The organism is Alcaligenes ammonioxydans, from assembly GCF_019343455.1.
Taxonomy (GTDB): domain Bacteria; phylum Pseudomonadota; class Gammaproteobacteria; order Burkholderiales; family Burkholderiaceae_B; genus Alcaligenes; species Alcaligenes ammonioxydans.
The window spans coordinates 1,757,394-1,773,970 of the sequence record NZ_CP049362.1; the positions used below are offsets into that span (position 1 = coordinate 1,757,394).

Annotated in this window: 16 protein-coding genes, 1 tRNA gene and 1 pseudogene; 2 read left to right on the forward strand and 16 right to left on the reverse strand. The window is 56.6% G+C overall.

The window, feature by feature from the left end:
- Nucleotides 1-61: 61 nt before the first annotated feature.
- The 7 genes from FE795_RS08015 to pgaA form a co-directional block, all read right to left on the reverse strand.
- On the reverse strand, nucleotides 62-1,030 hold the full coding sequence (locus tag FE795_RS08015; protein WP_059317667.1) for a CsgG/HfaB family protein: 969 nt from the start codon (nucleotides 1,028-1,030) through the stop codon (nucleotides 62-64).
- Nucleotides 1,027-1,461, reverse strand: coding sequence for a curli assembly protein CsgF (locus tag FE795_RS08020; RefSeq protein ID WP_003800325.1), 435 nt, complete (start codon nucleotides 1,459-1,461; stop codon nucleotides 1,027-1,029). Before FE795_RS08020 ends, FE795_RS08015 begins: the two co-directional genes overlap by 4 nt.
- Before the next feature lie 15 nt (nucleotides 1,462-1,476).
- Entirely contained in the window at nucleotides 1,477-1,962 is a 486-nt protein-coding gene (locus FE795_RS08025; RefSeq protein ID WP_059317666.1) for a curli production assembly/transport protein CsgE, read from the reverse strand.
- Between the two features lie 136 nt (nucleotides 1,963-2,098).
- A complete protein-coding gene (pgaD, locus tag FE795_RS08030; RefSeq protein ID WP_131071690.1) occupies nucleotides 2,099-2,632 on the reverse strand; it encodes a poly-beta-1,6-N-acetyl-D-glucosamine biosynthesis protein PgaD in 534 nt (177 codons plus the stop codon).
- Nucleotides 2,629-3,957 (reverse strand): poly-beta-1,6-N-acetyl-D-glucosamine synthase, encoded by a 1,329-nt coding sequence (gene pgaC, locus FE795_RS08035; RefSeq protein WP_003800319.1) that lies wholly within the window; start codon nucleotides 3,955-3,957, stop codon nucleotides 2,629-2,631. The genes pgaD and pgaC overlap by 4 nt, the downstream gene beginning before the upstream one ends.
- Nucleotides 3,950-5,971, reverse strand: a complete 2,022-nt coding sequence (gene pgaB, locus FE795_RS08040; RefSeq protein ID WP_219235989.1) for a poly-beta-1,6-N-acetyl-D-glucosamine N-deacetylase PgaB — start codon at nucleotides 5,969-5,971, stop codon at nucleotides 3,950-3,952. Before pgaB ends, pgaC begins: the two co-directional genes overlap by 8 nt.
- 12 nt (nucleotides 5,972-5,983) lie before the next feature.
- Complete coding sequence (gene pgaA / locus FE795_RS08045) at nucleotides 5,984-8,467, reverse strand: poly-beta-1,6 N-acetyl-D-glucosamine export porin PgaA (RefSeq protein ID WP_219235992.1); 2,484 nt, start codon at nucleotides 8,465-8,467, stop codon at nucleotides 5,984-5,986.
- A 219-nt stretch (nucleotides 8,468-8,686) separates the two neighbouring features.
- Between pgaA and FE795_RS08050 the strand changes: the two genes are divergently transcribed.
- Nucleotides 8,687-8,763, forward strand: a tRNA-Pro gene (locus FE795_RS08050).
- Between the two features lie 76 nt (nucleotides 8,764-8,839).
- Here the strand turns inward: FE795_RS08050 and FE795_RS08055 are convergent.
- From FE795_RS08055 to rdgC, 6 genes and pseudogenes are all read right to left on the reverse strand, one after another.
- Complete coding sequence (locus tag FE795_RS08055; protein ID WP_219235994.1) at nucleotides 8,840-9,991, reverse strand: tyrosine-type recombinase/integrase; 1,152 nt, start codon at nucleotides 9,989-9,991, stop codon at nucleotides 8,840-8,842.
- A 296-nt stretch (nucleotides 9,992-10,287) separates the two neighbouring features.
- The gene (locus FE795_RS08060; RefSeq protein ID WP_219235996.1) at nucleotides 10,288-11,340 is read right to left on the reverse strand and encodes a hypothetical protein; all 1,053 of its coding nucleotides are present in this window, start codon (nucleotides 11,338-11,340) and stop codon (nucleotides 10,288-10,290) included.
- 151 nt (nucleotides 11,341-11,491) lie between these two features.
- Nucleotides 11,492-11,878, reverse strand: coding sequence for a hypothetical protein (locus FE795_RS17265; protein ID WP_230406296.1), 387 nt, complete (start codon nucleotides 11,876-11,878; stop codon nucleotides 11,492-11,494).
- A gap of 229 nt (nucleotides 11,879-12,107) precedes the next feature.
- Nucleotides 12,108-12,335, reverse strand: coding sequence for a hypothetical protein (locus tag FE795_RS08070; RefSeq protein ID WP_219236000.1), 228 nt, complete (start codon nucleotides 12,333-12,335; stop codon nucleotides 12,108-12,110).
- 84 nt (nucleotides 12,336-12,419) lie between these two features.
- Nucleotides 12,420-13,142 (reverse strand): DUF2786 domain-containing protein, encoded by a 723-nt coding sequence (locus tag FE795_RS08075; protein ID WP_219236003.1) that lies wholly within the window; start codon nucleotides 13,140-13,142, stop codon nucleotides 12,420-12,422.
- Between the two features lie 413 nt (nucleotides 13,143-13,555).
- Nucleotides 13,556-13,753, reverse strand: a pseudogene (gene rdgC, locus FE795_RS08080) (recombination-associated protein RdgC); the annotation flags it as partial.
- Between the two features lie 133 nt (nucleotides 13,754-13,886).
- Here rdgC and FE795_RS08085 point away from each other — a divergent pair.
- Nucleotides 13,887-14,687, forward strand: a complete 801-nt coding sequence (locus FE795_RS08085) for a CBS domain-containing protein (protein WP_219236005.1) — start codon at nucleotides 13,887-13,889, stop codon at nucleotides 14,685-14,687.
- Between the two features lie 3 nt (nucleotides 14,688-14,690).
- Here the strand turns inward: FE795_RS08085 and ssb are convergent, their stop codons facing one another.
- The 3 genes from ssb to FE795_RS08100 are packed head-to-tail and all read right to left on the reverse strand — an operon-like array spanning nucleotide 14,691 to nucleotide 16,576.
- Nucleotides 14,691-15,176, reverse strand: a complete 486-nt coding sequence (ssb, locus tag FE795_RS08090) for a single-stranded DNA-binding protein (RefSeq protein WP_219236007.1) — start codon at nucleotides 15,174-15,176, stop codon at nucleotides 14,691-14,693.
- On the reverse strand, nucleotides 15,177-15,812 hold the full coding sequence (locus FE795_RS08095) for a lambda exonuclease family protein (protein WP_219236009.1): 636 nt from the start codon (nucleotides 15,810-15,812) through the stop codon (nucleotides 15,177-15,179).
- On the reverse strand, nucleotides 15,812-16,576 hold the full coding sequence (locus tag FE795_RS08100; protein WP_219236011.1) for an ERF family protein: 765 nt from the start codon (nucleotides 16,574-16,576) through the stop codon (nucleotides 15,812-15,814). The genes FE795_RS08095 and FE795_RS08100 overlap by 1 nt, the downstream gene beginning before the upstream one ends.
- Nucleotide 16,577 lies beyond the last annotated feature (1 nt).

The following is a 16,577-nucleotide window of genomic DNA, read 5'->3' on the forward strand; positions in this document are numbered from 1 at the left end:
CGTTGTCAGGAAAGAGAGCGGTGGCCGGTCTTCTCGGAACCACCGCGCTGTCTGCTCGTGTTCAACTGCCGGAGACGGGGGCGGTCTGCACCTCATCACTTGTGGCAGCATTGGCTTGCGCGGCTTGAGGATCGACCACAGCGGCCTGGGTGCGCAGGTTGCGGTAAGTTTCGTTTTGCTTCATGTAGTTCTGCACGATGGGGTTGTTACGGTCAGCCTCGTTTTGCAGGCGCCATTGACCTTCCCTCATGCCTTGCACGATCAGATGCACAACCGCCGATTCAATTGCCTCTTTGACCGATAGCTGGGCCGGTTCGTTGTTGGTCACCCCGGCCTCGATTTCCAGCAGGTCTTTGAAGTTCACGAACTTGTAGACGCTAGGGCGGATTTCGTAGGAAAAGATGGTCTTGGTGGTGGACACGCTTTGCAAAATGTTGCCGGTGCGTACATCAATGGCGCGTAGGTTGACTGTGACTTGGTCGACCCGATACTGGGTAGACAGGCCTACGCCTAGAAAGCGTGCGCCCGCGCCGCCGGTGCGCACATTGCTTTCATAGGAGATGATGCCTCCGTCCATCATGATTTCGGCCGGGGCCAGCGGGGGGATATTAATGGCGGTGCGTTGGCCGTTTTCTTGCGATCCGTCCAGGGCGCGCACGATGCGCCGCTCGGTCAGCAGTTCCTGTAAGCTTTCGCGCTCGACCGGAGTGAACCAACGCGAATCACGCAAGGCTTTGACCAGTAGGGCGGCGGCTCCCTGGGTGACTGAGGTGGAAAAGGAGCTGTCCGGATTGGGCTTGTATTGGCCAGTCTGGTCACGAAACCCATAGACGGCCACGGTCAGGCGCTGCGCGGGCGCTGGCAGCTCCAGCAGATCGTGCGTGGCTGGCGAGGCGGGCGTCAGGTAGGCGGAACTTTTGACGTCGGCGGGGGTGGAGGGCAGGGCACAGGCCGCCAGGGCCGAGGCCATGGCCAGCACGCCGAGCAGGCGCGCTGGGCGGGCGTTCAGGATGGTCAACGGGCTCATCATGGCTGCATCACCCGGAAAGTAGTGGAAGCGCCGGTGATCCGGTCCGTGGTGGTGATCGTCAGTGCTCCGCCGCCGACATCAACGACGCTGACCGTAAAGCTGCCGGTCTCGAAGGTGCCCGGTACAAATTTTCCATTGCTGTCCACAAACTGTGAGGATGCGGCCGAGGCCAGACGGCTGAGTACCGAGCGCTCCAACTGATCGTTGAAGTCCTGGAAGGGGGTGCGCTGCTCAAAGGTCGAACTCAGGTCTTCGGCTGCTGGGTCCGTGTGCTTGTTGGTGACCTGGGCCGAGTTCAGTAGCCACTGCCCATTGAGCGGGCTGCCGCCGAAATTCGGATTGACAGGGGTATAGATCAGTTCGGTCGCATGGACGGGGGCAAATAGCGAACCGGCCAGCAGAGCGGAGGCAAGGGGCAGGAAAGTCTTCACGTTATGTCTCTCTTATTAAAGTTCGTCCGGTGCAAGGTCCGGGTTGTTGGTCAGTACGCGTTCGATTTCGCTTTTATTGACGTTTTCCAGAACCAGATCTACGGCTCGCTCACTGGTCTTTTTTGTGCCGGAGCGCGCGGGTGCGAGAAAAGCGTGATACATGCGCTGGCGGCGGTATTCGACCCAGATTTCGCTACCCCAGCGGGCCGACGGTCGTTCCACCACCGTCAAGGTGAAAGGACTGGCACCGCTGAGCTCGCGCCAGCGATTGCTGAAGTAGCGGTAAAAGTCGTGCCCCTGCACCGTTACGGTGCGGTTGATGACGATGCCCGAGAGCGGATCGTCAAACAGGTTCTTGCGTACCACTTCAGCCTGCTGGATGGCTTCCATGAAGTTGGCCGGTTTGGGCTTGCCGGTGCCTTTGCCGGGTTGTGCTTCGCTGCTGCCCATAACACACAGCATTGCCAGCAGCACGGCCCCTTGTTGGTATGGTTTTGTCATTGCAGCACCTCTTGTTCCCTCGCCTTACGGCTTGATACATCGGCGTTACTGACTATGGTAGAGATGGTTACCTGCATTTACATGAGCCGCATTCCCTAGGCTGTTTACCCTTGCGCAGGGCTGTCTGGCATCGGTACTACTGATTCGGCGTAGGCTGTTTGGAGTAAGCGCGAGGATGAAAGATCAGCGGTGCCAGCGGTTTTTCGTCGCGGGTGCCGGTGGCCTGCTGCAGGGGCAGCGGATGGGCTGCCTCCACATGCTGTACCGCGCCGTCCTGGGCGTTGTAGAGGACGACGATGCGGCTGTGGCGCACGGTATCGATCTGCTCGGGGTCAAAGTGCGGCAAGGGAGGCTGCTTGGCGCGATGCGAGCGGCTGCGGTGACGGTACAGGGCCTGACGAAGGCGGCGCTGCTGGCGCTGATGCCGCCGCCAGCGTGACCAGGCCAGCAGCAGCAAACCGTTGGTCAGTAAAACCGCCCCGTAGAATAGAAAGGTGGCCAGGGTCGGGAAGATCGGGTCCAGCTGTTTGTAGCCGGTTTTGTCCATGGAGTGATTGATCAATAGGAGCAAGCCTTTGGCGATCAGGTAACTGAAGGCGAACCAGCCGGCGATGGTCAGCAGGCGGTCTATCCAGCGAGTGATGGGATGGCGTTGGGTCGTAATGATCATGACAGCTCCTTGATGCCCCGGTCAGGACTGCTCCAGCGGGCGCGTTTGCGACGCAGGCGTAGCATGACCATGGGAAAACTCCACAGTGTGGTTAAGAAATTGATCAGCCAGTACACAAATGGGTACCAGATGATCCAGAACATGGTCAGGGGCAGATCGGGCTCGTAACGGCGGTCGATCCAGATGCTGATGGCAAATTGCAGCAGGCACATGCCTGCCAGTACCATACCGGTGAACGAGGGCGGGAACAGACCGTCGATCTGGGTTGCAGCGGGCAAGGGGAGCATGAGTCCAAGCAACCAGACCAGCATCGCCACGCCCAGGGCGAAACTCCATAAAGTCGAGCACAGGTATTCCAGACTGAGCGGCCACATGCCGCGATTTTCCCAGCGCAGCACCTGCGGGGTGTATTTCAGGAAAGTTTCCGCACCGCCCTGAGCCCAGCGCAAACGTTGCTTGAACAGGCCCTTCAGTGTTTCGGGCATCAGTACCCAGCACAGTGCGCGTGGCTCATAGAACACCTGCCAGCCGGCCAACTGCAACTTCCAGGTCACATCGATGTCTTCGGTGATCATGTCCAGACTCCAGTAGTCCACTTCCTCCAGGGCCTGGCGACGAAAGCCTGCGATCACCCCAGAAATCGTGAAGATCTTTCCGTAGACGCGCTGCGTGCGTTTGATCAGCCCGATGATCGAGGAGAATTCGCCTACCTGGATGCGGCCAATCAGGGTAGAGCGCGTGCGGATGCGCGGATTGCCGGTAGTGGCACCGACCTGCGGGTGGCGCAGCATGGGGGCGACCAGGTAATTGACGCCTTCCGGGTCCAGGTAAGCATCCCCATCTATACATACGAAGTAATCGCCGCTGGCGCTCATGGCGCCCATGCGCAGGGCCAGGGCCTTGCCTTGGTTCTGGGCCAGGTGAACAACGCGTAGCTTGTCGTGCTCCTCGCTCAGTGCGTTGAGCACTTGGGCGGTCTGGTCGCTAGAGCCGTCGTTGATGGCGATGACTTCGATGTTGGGATAGACCTGGTTCAGCGCGGACAGAATGGTATGGCGGGCGTTGGCCTGTTCGTTAAAGCAGGGGATCAGGATGCTAACCAGCGGCATACCTTCCAGTGCGGGTGGGGCGTGTGGTTTATAGGTCCAGCGGCGTTCGTGCTGGAACCAGAAGATCAAGCCACCGCCTATCCATATGCCCGACATGAACAGCGGGTACATGAAGATGAAGTAGAGCAGCAGGTGGCTCGTCAGGGCGACGGTGATTCCCAGAGGGATACCGACGATCAGGCACAGGGCCAATAGGGCGATCAGTCGTTCAATCATTTTTTGTTGGATACCAGTCAATCGTGATTTCCGGACGAATCACGTTCATCTTGGGCTGATTGTTGACAAAGTCGTCTGGGTAATAGCCGACATGTCGCGCCCCTCTTGCTGTCAGTGCATTGAGCCAGCCGGCCACCAGGCGGGAGTCCAGAGGACGGGGTGGCTGATCTTGGCCGGGCCAATCTACGGATTGCACTTCAAACACGGTGCGGCGCAAGCCCTCTGGGTGGCTGGCTACCTGATCGACCAGCTCGTTTAGCCAGGACACGGCATGCTGATCGTGGATGCCTTCCATGCGGGGCATGGCCATCACGGCAGTCCAGTCGTAGGCTTGCAGAAAATCGTTCAGGTTCTGTGCGAACCACTCTTCGCTGTGAGGTTGCAGAACCGGCAGGGCGTACATATTGCGGGCCGTACTGATCTGTGGGCCGCGCTGTTTGCGCACCCGATCAGCCAGTTCCTGGGTCAGGTCGATCAGGGTTTGGGATTTAAAGCGCGTCCAGCGCTCAAACTGCTCGGGATTGGCGCGTATCACTCCTATGTCCCTGCCAAAACCAGCTTTTTCGTAGGCGTCCAGGGCGACGGGTGAGGCATCTTCAAAGTCGGTCAGTGTGGCATCGTCATGGAATACGACGCCAAAGAAGATAGCGCTGCGTCCCAGGTCTTCATACAGATCGCCCATGATCTGGTGAGTGCGCGGGTCAAAGGGGGACAGGCGGCGGTAGCCTTGTGCGGGCAGGGAAGGCGGGCTGCCGTCGGCACGCCATTGCAGTACGTGTTGCGCCGGCTCGGCCGTCTCGATGGCCAGCACGGGCATCCATGCAAAGACATTGACATGGGCGCGCGAACTTAATTGCCAGGCCGCACGGTTGAACAGGTCGGCGCGCATGGGCAGGTGGCGGTTGGGGAAGTAAACCGCGCGCACCAGGCCATCGCCTGTGGGGTCGGCGAAGGCTTGCAGATAGACACTGCGTGGTTTCAAGTCTGCTATACGTTGCACCAGGGCGCTCAAGTTGCGTTCCATCTGCGCCGGATCGGGGTCATACACATAATCCAGATCCACATGGACGACGCGTTCGGCCTGACGGTCTTCACGGGCAGTGATAGAGCCTGCAAAGGTGCTGATGTCCGGGTCGTTATCCACTAGATAGCGCGGCATATTCATCAGGTCGTGGACGTTGGCCACGCCGTCGGTCAGCGTCAGGGCCATCTGATAGCCTTCTTGCTCCAGAATTTGCAGGCCCAGACCACTAATCCGGCCGTAGGGCCAGACCCAGACGCGCGGCGTCTTGCCAGCGTGCTGTTTGACCCGGGCGTTGATAGCCCGCACGTCCTCGCGAAAGCGGGCGGTGTACTCGGCATCGGTCTCGTAGCGTTTCTGATCGGTCAGATAGCGATGCGCGGCAGCCACCGGCTGAACATTGCCTTGTGGGTTGGCGATGGCACCGTAATGCATGTTTTGGGTGTGCGCGCCGATTTCCACTAAACCGGAGTTGGCCATTTCGTTGACCTGCGCCCAGTGCAAAAAGCGCGAGCGTTCGGTGGAAAGTCCGCCGAAGTCCACTTTTTCGTTGTCGGGGGTGTCCAGCCATTTGCCGACCGGGGCCAGCAGCGCAGGCCAGTGATAGGCTTTGAGCAGCGGGAACACGCGGGTATAGAAGCTTTGGTAACCGTCGTCAAACGACAGCAGCACCGCCTTTTCAGGAAGAGGCTCCACACCGAGGCGAGCGCGCATAATTTGCTCCACGCTGACCGGCACATAGTCGTTCTCCTGTAACCAGGAGAACTGCTGTCGAAGGTGCTCGGTGCTCACGCTTAGATAAGCCTGATTGGGGTCGCGGTCTTCGACATCGTGATAAGCGATGATGAGCAGTTCATCGTTGCGCCAGGGCTGTTCCTGTTGTTCAAGGCGACGCTGCTCGGGCGGCACATACAGGGCAGGCGGGCTAGTGCTGCAGGCGGATAAAAGGGCGCTGAAGGCTACTATCAGAAGGGGCAGGATTCGTGTGCTCATTGTCGTGGCCGCTTAGAATTTGATCTTGAGTTCAACCATGCCGCTGTACTGCTGTTCCCGCTGGCCGTCATAGGGGCGGGACAGGGCCTGCAGGCGCAGGCCGACTTCCAGATCGCGGTCGTGCTGGTAGTTCAGTTCGTAGGCGACGGAACCTACGGCGCCACTGCCATAGCCGCTTTGGTGATGTAGGCCCACACCCAGTGTCAGGGCTTGGGTCAGGCGCTCGTCGTAGTGTTGGTAAATCAGGTGCTCCAGACGTAGGGCAGGCACAGCCATATATTCGCGCCGTGGGCTGTAGTAGGGTCTGTCTTCGTCTTTGTTGGCGGAAGCCCATAGTTCCAGCTGGGCGTCGGCCTTGAGGCGCGGGCGGGTGTAGATGCGTTGGTTACCGGTGATCTGCAGGCTCTGACGTACGTTGTCGTCAGAGAATTTAGTCCCGGTGTAGGCGGCTTGCACCCACTGTTCGGGGCCGTTTTGCCAGCGCAGCCGCACTTGTCCCTGGTTGGCCGTGATGCCTGCGTCCAGAGCGCGATTCGGAATATCCAGGGTACGGTAATCCAGGGTGCCGCCGATGCTCCAGTGATCATTCAGCTCGTGATCGACCTGCAGGCTGGCCCCCATTTTGTTGCCCTGGCCCGCGTTCTGGTTGTTGATCATTAACTGCGACTGCCAGTCGCGGCCGCGGTACTCCAGACCGGCTCCCTGCCAGAACACGTTGTGGCCAAGCTCGTCGTTGGTATCCAGATGCCCGGCCAGGGCGGTGACGCGCCAGTTGTAGTCGATGGGGGCGCTGTACCATTGCGCCTCAGTGCGTATGCCGTCATTGCCCGAGACATCGCCCCCGTTGCTCTTTTCAAAACCGCTGCGCAAAATCAGTTCGTTCTTGCGGTAGGTTTGCCAGTCTTTGTCCAGTTCGGTGACCCGCATATTGGTGGGGTAGTGCGCTTTTGCATACGCTAATAGTTCTTCGGCCTGGCGGTATTCGTGCAGGTCCATGGCGGTCTGGGCCTGGCTGATGATGACGTCTTCTTGACGCGGAGCGTAGGTTTCGGCGATCTTCAGATTGCGTTCCGCCGCCCTTGGCATGCTCGATATGCGCTGAACGTCGGCTAGCGGCACGCGCAGGTTGACGTTACTCGGTGCCTTCGCACTGGCCTGGGCCAGATTTTCGCGTGCGTCCTTGAGCAAACCCGTATAGGTATAGAGCGAGTTTTTTAAAATCAAGGTGTCGGTATAGCCCGGATTGGGCTGGGCGATGGGATTGCCGCGTAACCAGCGAGTGGCGGGCATGTCTTTCTCCATGCGCTCGGCCAGTGCCAGTGCCTGGTCTTCGCGGCCAGATTCCAGCAAGGAAAAGGCTAATCCGGTTTGATAGCGTGTGCGTGTTTTTTCGTCCAGCGAGGGTTCGGCCAACGCCCGCTCGTAGCTGGACACAGCTTGTTCGGGGTGGCGGGCGCGCAGTTGCAGTGCTCCTAGCGAGGCGTAAGCATAGCTCGGATATTGGGCCGCCCGTTCGGGGGCAATGTCCACTGTCGAGGGGGCGTCTTCGCGTGCGTCCACAGCAATCAGGCGGTCGCCACGAATGCGGCGTGCGAAAGCGGGATTGCCCAGAAAGCTGCCGCTGTCAGCCAGCCTGTCTTGCAACGCGATGGCTCGGTTGGCAATCACAAAGCGTTCGGTCAGTGTGCGTGTGGGCTGGGGCGATAGCCGGGTCAATTCAGCAGCATAGTCGGCCTGACGGTCAGCCATGTCTGCGTTCGAGAAGATGCCGGGATGCTGTGTTTGCCATTCCATCGCCTGACGATGCAGGCCGGCGGCATGCAGGGACTGGTCATAATCCCGGATGACATCGATTTTGTCGGGCTGGACAGCCAGGGCATCCTGGCTGACGCGCAGGGCGTCGTAGTTCTGGCCGGCAGCGCGGTAGATGTAGCTGCGGGTCAGCAGGTAATTGGTATTTTCACGTGTGGCCGGCCTCAGTTGCTGGGTGCAGCTCAAGGCCTGGGCAGTCAGGCCGGCATCGGCCAGGCTCATACACAGGCCCATGGTGAAGGCCGTTTGCTGTGGAAAGCGCCGCACTCCTTCCCGATACAGGGTTTGGGCGGGAGCCCATTGGCGCGTATCTTTGTGGGCGCGCGCGACCAACAGCAGGACATCGGCCGGCAAAAGCTGCTTGGTCGGCCAGTTTTCGTACAGACGGATGACCTCTTGCGGCTGACCTGCCCAGGCATGAATGCGCATCAGATCAAGCTGGGCACGCATCTCTTGCGGATGTTGTTGCTGGTACTGCTGCAAGCCGACGATGGCAGATTGATATTGGCCTTGGCGTGCCTGTTTGATCCAGTCCTCATAGGAGGCGGCATGCAGGCTATTGTTACACGCGGTCAGGACGAGCAGGGTTAAGGAATCCAGCCCACACCGGCGCAAAAACGAAGTTTTGGCTGGAAAGAGGCCGACGTTTTGCAGAGCACGTCTTTTTAGTGAACGCCTGGACACTTCTCTTCCCCTTGTTATTTGTATATACTTCGGCCCACTGTTCGTTATTGAGCGGTCAGAAGGGTCTTGAGGGGTATCCTAGGAGTCTGGGTCTCTGGCAGTAATTGGCCTTTTGATGTAAACCATCTGGTTTTTTGTAGTAAGCCACTCGGCCTAAGCAAAACCTTTTTCAAAAAAAGCTTGCACAACAGAAAAAACAGGGTTATAGTTTAATTCTTTCGGGGCGTAGCGCAGCCTGGTAGCGCACTTGCATGGGGTGCAAGGGGTCGAAGGTTCAAATCCTTCCGTTCCGACCATATTTATCAAGGGCTTACAGCATTATTGTTGTAAGCCCTTGTTCGTTATTGTGGGGATTTTGTGGGGATTCGTTTTTCACCCATTCCCCCGTCTGCGCAGTAGCGTGATTACCGGTGCTTCTTCGGCACTGTGGGCAAGTTTCTCAACTTCGGTCAGTAGCTTGGACAAATCAGCGGCTGAATAATGGGTGGTGATTGAACCATTCGTATGACCCAGCAGAACCTGCCTGTCTTCCAAATGTGTTCCCGCAGCACGCAACCGTCTGCCGAATGTGTGCTTCAGATCATGCACTCGTACAGTGCTGAAACCGACATTCGCAGGGCGTTTATATAAATCCTCCCATTTTTGAGCTGCACGCCGCCTGGCTGCGCGCCATCCCGAGGCGTTCATGCGAGCCATAGGACCTCCCTTGTACGGAAAAACCCATACGGGGTCTTGTCCACGCTGGCTCGAAATAATGGAACGGGCGACGCTATTCAAAACAACCAGCCTGTCCTCGCCGTTCTTGACGCCCGATGTTTCAAATCGACCACCAAAATCAGCCGGTATAAGGAATACGCTTATGCCAAGCTCCGGTACAGGTATTTCCCAGTCCCACTGCAGCTTGCAGACCTCTTGCTCCCGGCATCCGGTATTAACTTTGAAGAGCGCCATCGCTTTAAGATGTGGCGCCAGCTCCGAGAACAGCAGATCCTGCTCTTTCCAGTCGAGTGGGTAGGGCGTGCGCGCTGTTTTCTTCTCGTCCAGCATTTCAATTAGCGGTACGCTGTCCAGCCAAGGGCGGTTTTGTTCGTCTCGCCATTTTCTAGCGCATAGATTCAAGACACGGACAGCGCGCTGGAGAGCGATGTTGATCGTCCGGTTGCTGGCGGTTTCACGGCGGTCCTTAATGTATGCCTCAAAGCTTGAGTGCTTAATCTCATTGACGGGAATGTCACCAATGTACTTGTCGAGCTGCCCAAGGTAGGTGGCTGTGTGCCAGGCAGACGGCTGATCAGCGTACTCATTCAAGTATCGTGTGGCAGCCTGCCTAAAGGTGGGATAGCTCCGGGCCCCGTACACCACCTGCTTGCGAATTTCCTCAAGTTTATAGATTAGGAACGTCTGCGCTTCTGCGTGGTCGCCCGTGCCCGTGCTGCAGCGAAGGCGTCCAAATCCCGCGATCTGCTTGTCAACGTGCCATACGCCACCACGCTTGAAGAGCCCTGGGATACTTTTCTTTGCCATGTCTTTTGCGTTTCTTCCATTGGTTTTGTGCTGTTTTTGCCTTTGGATTGCTTGTATTGGTCTGCCCAACGATCAAGCTCAAGGCGGTCGAATGCTATACCACGAGCGCCGATAGGTATTTCAGTGATGAAAGGGCGCACGTCGCGGTCGAATACGGCCCGACACATGCCAAGATATGAGTGTGCCTTGCCAGCGCGCAGAAAACGGGCTGTCTGCATCTTTTAGCCTCCTTCGGATTGGGTGTTAAAAACCCGGCGCAAGGCCGGGTGGGTTCCATTCTTTAGCGGTCACGGCGATCATGGCCGTGATTGATTCAGCCACTGGTCTGGCTCCTTACGGGCTGCGTCGATGGCGGCTTCGTACTGTTTCCGGTCAATCGTGATGCGAGTGACAGGGATGCTGTTGGCGCTGCGGAACATGGCGTGAACCATTTCGGCCAGGGCTGCATCCACCTTGCTGGCGTCCTGCTTGGCCTGCTGCCAGACCAACCGCCCATAATCAATGACTGCGCGCAGTTCCTGTCCTCGGCACAGATTCAGGTGAAACGGTGCCATGCACTGATACAGCACCATATTCGGTGGGTTTTCGCCGCCATCCCAGCCGTATCCGTCCTGTTCGATTGCTGGCTCAATAAGCTCTTGATTTTTAACCAATACCGTTTCCCCGGTTTCGGCGTCCTGCTGGGCAGACTCAGGAATAATTTCTGGAATATTTTGTGGCCGGTTTTGTAGTGCGGTGATTGCCCATTCCAGGCGTTGGCCAAGCTCAGACTTGCCGCAATGATCGGCCCATTCGTTGGCCTCCAGCATCCGCACCATGTCCAGCACTTCGGCGTGCAAGGTGGCGTCCTGCTGTGTGAGGTCAGGCTGGGCGGCAACGGGGGCGGCGAGCACCGGCTTGGCGGCTATCTGTAGCAGGAATGCGCGTAGAGCCTTCCATTCGTGATTACGACATCCGCTATCAACGTAAACCCGGTACTGGTCACCTTTCTTGCTCACGAACTCCCGCGCTGCTTCCAGCGTCACATAAGTGGCGAAATGCTCCCATGTCTCTTCTATACCGGTGCGGGTGTAATTGTCCGGCACGTTTCCAGATTCTTGATATGCGGCTTCGAGCACCGCTGCATCCTCGTCATCAATCTGCTCGCCTTCGCAGAACCAGCCAATGTTGTCGGTGTAATCCAAGTCCAGGCCGGTAATCAGATTGCGTTTCTCAACGGTGAATATCGGATCTGATGTGCAGTGCTCGAAATCATCGGCGGCGATGCGCTGGGCCATGAGAAGAATTGCATCTGGCACGGCCACTGGCTCCGCGCTCACAGGTGCGTTGTTTTGTGTATCTGTGCTCATCGACGTTTCTCCATCAATTGCGGGTAATTAGGATTGGGGGCGGCTTTGGACGTAACAGGGATGAATGCGCGTGTTCCGTATACCTGTGCTGGTCGTTGCAGGTTGAACGCTTCTTGCGGGGTAGACCGCGCCTGGTTGTGTGGGTGGGCGTTCATTGGGTGGTGCTCCATTCTTTCAATCGGATGGCTGTTAGCTCTGCCTGCAGCTCTCGGAGCTGGCGGGCACGGTCGTCTGCGATACGTGCAATCCGCTGTCGCTCTGTATTGGCTTCGCGTATCCAGCGGTTCATTTGATCGGCATCGCCTACTCGGGATAGCAGCTTGATCAGCAGAAAGCGTTCGCGCTCCTCGTTGGCGTTTTGTCGCCAAGCGCTGAAGACCTCTTTCATGGCGTCATATCCCAGGGTTACGCCAGTTGCAGCGCCGCACCTGATCTTGATATGGCTGCGTTGGTTGACCCACAGCAAGCCCCAGCCTTCCGGTAAATCCTCAATATCGATTAGCCCCTCGGGGCACATGAAGTAGCGCCAGTGGCCCATTCCTCTTTCTTTCCGGTGGGGCTTTGCTTTGTCAGCAAGGAAGTCGGAGCGGCTTACTTTGCACTCGACCACCACGCTGCCAACGTTCGGGGTAGCAATGCGAAATCCGATGGCGTCTGGTATTTCTCCGCCCCAGCCACTGCGGGCCTCGCTTACGGCCACATTGCAGCCATGGCCATTTTGGGAGTGAGGGCGCTTGAGCCACTTCACGGCTAGGTCGCAGAGAGCATCATGTGTGAGTGTCAACTTTGGCCTCCCATCCGTTCTCACCCCAGACCACACAGCTGTAATCGAGCTCATGGCACAGGGATGCATATCCGTTATTGAAATGACCGTGATGCTTGGATTTGTGCAGCAGAATCCGAGGCGTGGGGTCATGGCGAAGGGTAAAAAACTGCCCCGGTTCGATGTGTCGAAGGCGGGGCAGGGGTTTGTTGCTGTAGGCGTTTTGTGTCATGCGACTTTCTCCCGAGGGGAGATCTGCTGATCGGAGTAGTTGGCCAGTACCAGCGCGTGGGCCAGCGGTAGGTAGTGCCATGACTTAGGCATGGCTGACTCCTATCTGCCCACTCTTGTGCTGTCCGACACCGATGTGGATGTTTTGTGACTGGCCTGCTCGATAGCCCGCAAAAGAGGCTGCTGCGTCACGCCTGGTCCCGCGCACTGCTCTTGATCGAGCTTCTGGAATATGGTCTGTCTGCTTGGCGGATTCAGTGAGCTCTTCATCAAGGCTTGCCTGTTCTTGTGCGGTCATGCTCTGAAATACTTCGGAGACTTTGCGACTGACGCCGATGGCGAAGTGATAGTAAAAATCTGCCTTTGCTTTGGCGGTTGGCCTTACGCCTTGGCGTCGCAAATCATTTAGGTGCCTCTTCCAACTGTTCTTTAAGGACCGGTGGACGATTTCGCAGATGTATAGGGCAATCTCGACGTTCGTTTTTTTCCCATAGAAGGTATATGTGAGTTTCTGATTGCGGTTGGTGTAGAACGCAGTTGCGCAACCAAATATGAAGCCCAGCACCCCAAAGAGCTTGTGTTTCCAAGCGGCGCGATCCTTGGTGTCCGTTTCAAAGTCTCCAGACCCATACTCGGCCTGGCCGAGCATGGCCTGAGAAACGGCGTATTTCTCCATCAGTACTTCGGCGCGATGTCTTGCGATTGCCGCTTCATGCTCGTTGGAGGAGCCAGAGAGCGCGAGTAGTTTTCTGATTCGTGCGATATGACGCTCTTTGTCTGCGTCGGATGGGTGCGGGTTCTCGGTCATGGGTTGATCCTAGAAAAGAAAAACCCCGGTTGAGTAAATCAAGCGGGGTTATGGGGTGTTGCTGTAGTCGAGATGCGTCATAGGGGCGGCATCCTATGCGTTAGCCGCGCTGGTTCGGCTATGCTTAGTGGCTTGAGTGGTGACGATGATTTCTTGGAGATGATCATGGGCGTAGAGAATCCGACTTTTATGAACGAGTATCGCGACTTTGAATTTGATGTGCACTGCTACCGCTTGAATGACAGAAACACTGCATGGGAAGTGGGGGTAGTTGTTCGTAAGGTAGGAGGGGATATTCTGCTACCCGAGAAGCGAGAGCATGATCGGTTTTACTCGTCTTACGAAGAGGCCAGAGAGGGCGGGATAAGCATCGCACATCAGCTGATAGATCAATTAGTCGCAAGCGGAGCGGGCTAGGATCGTTCGCCGCCCAGCACGCCGACCACATCGGCGATCAGGTTAGCGAGCTCGGCGGTCATCAGTGTCATGTCGGCGTCGAAGATCTCATCGTCATTGACGGCCATGACATCCTGCTTTTCGGTCAGGATGTCCAGGGGGCTGATGCGCTTGATGTCCAGGGCGTCGGTCAGCACAAAGCTGATGCGATCCGCCTAGATCTTGGCTGGTACCGGGCTGAAACTGGTGCTGTTAAGCAATTGGGAAAGCTGGGCAGCATCAAGCGCCTACACGGGATCTAAACGGTGGATCCGTGGGTTCTTAATTTGCATATTCAGGGGGAGAGTGTTGGTTAAGAAAAAGAAAGGATCAAAAGCACGAAGTTTGGACAAGGATAGTGCCTTGTACTTCAGAGATAAGCTTCGTGAAGCAAGGTATCTCGCATTAGCAGATTCAGAGGGTTTTCCCCAGATTTGCTATGCCATCGAGAGCCTGGGGAGGTATTTGACTGGTAAGGGGCATGGGCTAGGCGATTATTATTTAGCGCTGGAGACCATAGTTCATAACTCAGGCTATTCATCGGAAATAGTTAGCAAAAAAATTGGACTTTTCGCTGAATTTGGCGCTCTCTATGCCACATTAAAAGCTGCTCGGAATGACGTGATGCACTCCGGGGTTTATGCGAGGCATGCAACGGAAGCCGGTATTAACTTATGTTTGATGCTTGAGGAGGCGCTGTTTGTGAATATTAAGCGAAAGAACGTGAGCGATTTCATGATTAGAAATCCAGTGTTTGTTGAAAGTTGGCACCCTGTTGCTTTTGCTAGGCAACTAATGCTCACGCACTCCTTTAGCTTTTTACCTGTACAGATCGGCACGGAGTGGAAACTATTGTCTGAGCTTGAAATGGCGACTTACCTTTTTCCCCATGACGGCGCTACTAGGCTTGAGTATCTAAACAAAAGCATTGCTGATGCAATAAAAGATGATGAGGGAGAGTTTCGTTTAAAGCTAGAGAAGGCTGTTTCTTTCAGTTTAGATTGCGAGGTCTCTTCAGTTCTAGAAAATAGGAAGAGTTCGCACTCTTTGTGGCTAGTGCTTGACGGGGAGCGGTTGCTAGGGGTGCTTTCTCCCTTCGAGTTGATGTAGATTTCATGTCATTCTTAACGGAATTTCGTCATCCATATCAGCAGAATTATCGACAGGGGTTTGGTATGGGTTGGCGGCTGGTTGTTGTAGTTGCTGCTGTTGCGGTGCCCGTGGTGCGCTGTAGTCATTGCCGCCAAAGTCACCATCACCACCGTCACGACCAACCAGCATCTGCATTTGCTCGGCAATGATGTCAGTCGCGAAGCGCTCCTGACCATCCTGGCCTGTCCATTTACGGGTGCGCAGACGACCTTCTACGTAAACGGGGCGGCCTTTGCGGAGGTACTCACCGGCAATTTCAGCCAAACGGTTGTAGAACACCACACGGTGCCATTCCGTTTCCTCGCGCTTTTCGCCGGAGGTACGGTCTTTCCACTGCGAAGTCGTGGCAATGGAAATATTGCAGATGGCCGAGCCTTCTGCGCTGTAGCGTACTTCTGGGTCCCGGCCAAGATTGCCCACCAGAATGACTTTGTTGACTGAGGCCATTTACGCAGCCTCCAGCAGGGCGTCCCGCAGTTCATGCTGATACTTGGTGACAGTTCGCTCGAACTCCATCAGATCGGACTCAAGCGATTCAATCTGGTTGTCGTCTCGGTCGATGCGGATGATCTTCATGCGGCCCAGGTCGTGAACCCACAGCACCAGATCCACCCATTTACGTCCGAGCAACCACATTGCGCCATTGCACTGGTCTACATAGGCGGCAATATCGCCGTTCACAAAGGCGGTGAACAGCGTGTCGCTGCTGACCATCGTCTTGATTTCAATGATCCCGTCATCGCCCACCAGACCGTCCACGCTAACCCCAAACAGGCGGTCTGAGGTCGTGATGAAACCGGCCTCGTCAACGATGTGCCCCGTTTTGCGCTCATAAACGGCGCGGGCGTAGGGCTCTTGTTCGGTTCCCAGGCGCATGGCGCCGTTTACAAAGACCTGCATGGGTTCACCGCCTTCGCGCTCTCGGGCTACGTCCATAGCGTAGTCCAGACACTTCTTAGAAGGGGCTCCGCTTTTCAGACGGTCGCGGCAGTCTTTGAAACGGCTCCCGGTGATGACGCCTTTGCGGGCCTGGAGCCATTCCGGTGTACCTTGTTCTGCGGTGTGAATGATTAAGCCTTCCATTATTGAGCCTCCGTGAGCATCTTCTTCTTGTCCGATACAGCCTTTTTGAAGGCGTTGTAATCGGCAAGGTTGTTGGTTGCGTAAATGACGTTGCCGCCTTCCTGCCAGATGGTTTCCAACCGCTCCAGCGTTTCGGCTTTGGCCACTTCGCTGATCCACTCGTCGCGCAGGTCTGCGCTGATCTTCGAGTTCGCACTGCCTAGCCCGTCATCGTCGTCACCTTTTTCAGAAACGCCAGTAATGGCCTTGAGGGTGTGGCGCTGAAGGTAAGTGACGGTGGATGCGATGGCCTGAATGTTGTTCTTGCTCCCGCTTTGGTCCGCATTGGCCTCAAGGGACACAGAATCGGTATGACCCTGGCGGTGTTTGAGAATGCAGGTTACGCGGATCAGGTCTTTTTCCTGATGGGTTTTCCAGCTCCAGGCAAAGCCATGTTTTGAAAGGGCAGGGCCGACCGCTTCGACCACATCGGAGAGTTCTGCGTGCTTGTAGTGAGTGCGCCCGTTCTTCCCGGTGAAGTCGACAGTTTTGCGCTTGATGATTTCGACAGCCTCGGACTTGAAGGCGGCCAAGGCATCGTTGAACGCTTTCTCTGCCTCGCGTTCTTCCCAGCGTTGCTGCAGGTTCATCATCTGCTCCACTTGGTCGAGTGTGGCGCCTTGTTTCATGGCGGCCATCATCATTCCCATGGGGGAATTGGCAGGTACCTGGTCTGCCGGCGCGGCCAGTTCGCGCTGCGGCGCCTCAATGATTTCTGTGCTCATG

What these genes read in the sequence shown, in the direction of transcription:
- FE795_RS08060 (WP_219235996.1), bottom strand. Translation starts at nt 11,340, where the DNA reads ATGAGCACAGATACACAAAACAACGCACCTGTGAGCGCGGAGCCAGTG.
- pgaB (WP_219235989.1), bottom strand. Translation starts at nt 5,971, where the DNA reads ATGAGCACACGAATCCTGCCCCTTCTGATAGTAGCCTTCAGCGCCCTT.
- pgaD (WP_131071690.1), bottom strand. Translation starts at nt 2,632, where the DNA reads ATGATCATTACGACCCAACGCCATCCCATCACTCGCTGGATAGACCGC.
- FE795_RS08070 (WP_219236000.1), bottom strand. Translation starts at nt 12,335, where the DNA reads ATGACACAAAACGCCTACAGCAACAAACCCCTGCCCCGCCTTCGACAC.
- FE795_RS08075 (WP_219236003.1), bottom strand. Translation starts at nt 13,142, where the DNA reads ATGACCGAGAACCCGCACCCATCCGACGCAGACAAAGAGCGTCATATC.
- FE795_RS17265 (WP_230406296.1), bottom strand. Translation starts at nt 11,878, where the DNA reads ATGGGCCACTGGCGCTACTTCATGTGCCCCGAGGGGCTAATCGATATT.
- FE795_RS08095 (WP_219236009.1), bottom strand. Translation starts at nt 15,812, where the DNA reads ATGGAAGGCTTAATCATTCACACCGCAGAACAAGGTACACCGGAATGG.
- FE795_RS08015 (WP_059317667.1), bottom strand. Translation starts at nt 1,030, where the DNA reads ATGATGAGCCCGTTGACCATCCTGAACGCCCGCCCAGCGCGCCTGCTC.
- ssb (WP_219236007.1), bottom strand. Translation starts at nt 15,176, where the DNA reads ATGGCCTCAGTCAACAAAGTCATTCTGGTGGGCAATCTTGGCCGGGAC.
- FE795_RS08025 (WP_059317666.1), bottom strand. Translation starts at nt 1,962, where the DNA reads ATGACAAAACCATACCAACAAGGGGCCGTGCTGCTGGCAATGCTGTGT.
- FE795_RS08100 (WP_219236011.1), bottom strand. Translation starts at nt 16,576, where the DNA reads ATGAGCACAGAAATCATTGAGGCGCCGCAGCGCGAACTGGCCGCGCCG.
- pgaC (WP_003800319.1), bottom strand. Translation starts at nt 3,957, where the DNA reads ATGATTGAACGACTGATCGCCCTATTGGCCCTGTGCCTGATCGTCGGT.
- FE795_RS08055 (WP_219235994.1), bottom strand. Translation starts at nt 9,991, where the DNA reads ATGGCAAAGAAAAGTATCCCAGGGCTCTTCAAGCGTGGTGGCGTATGG.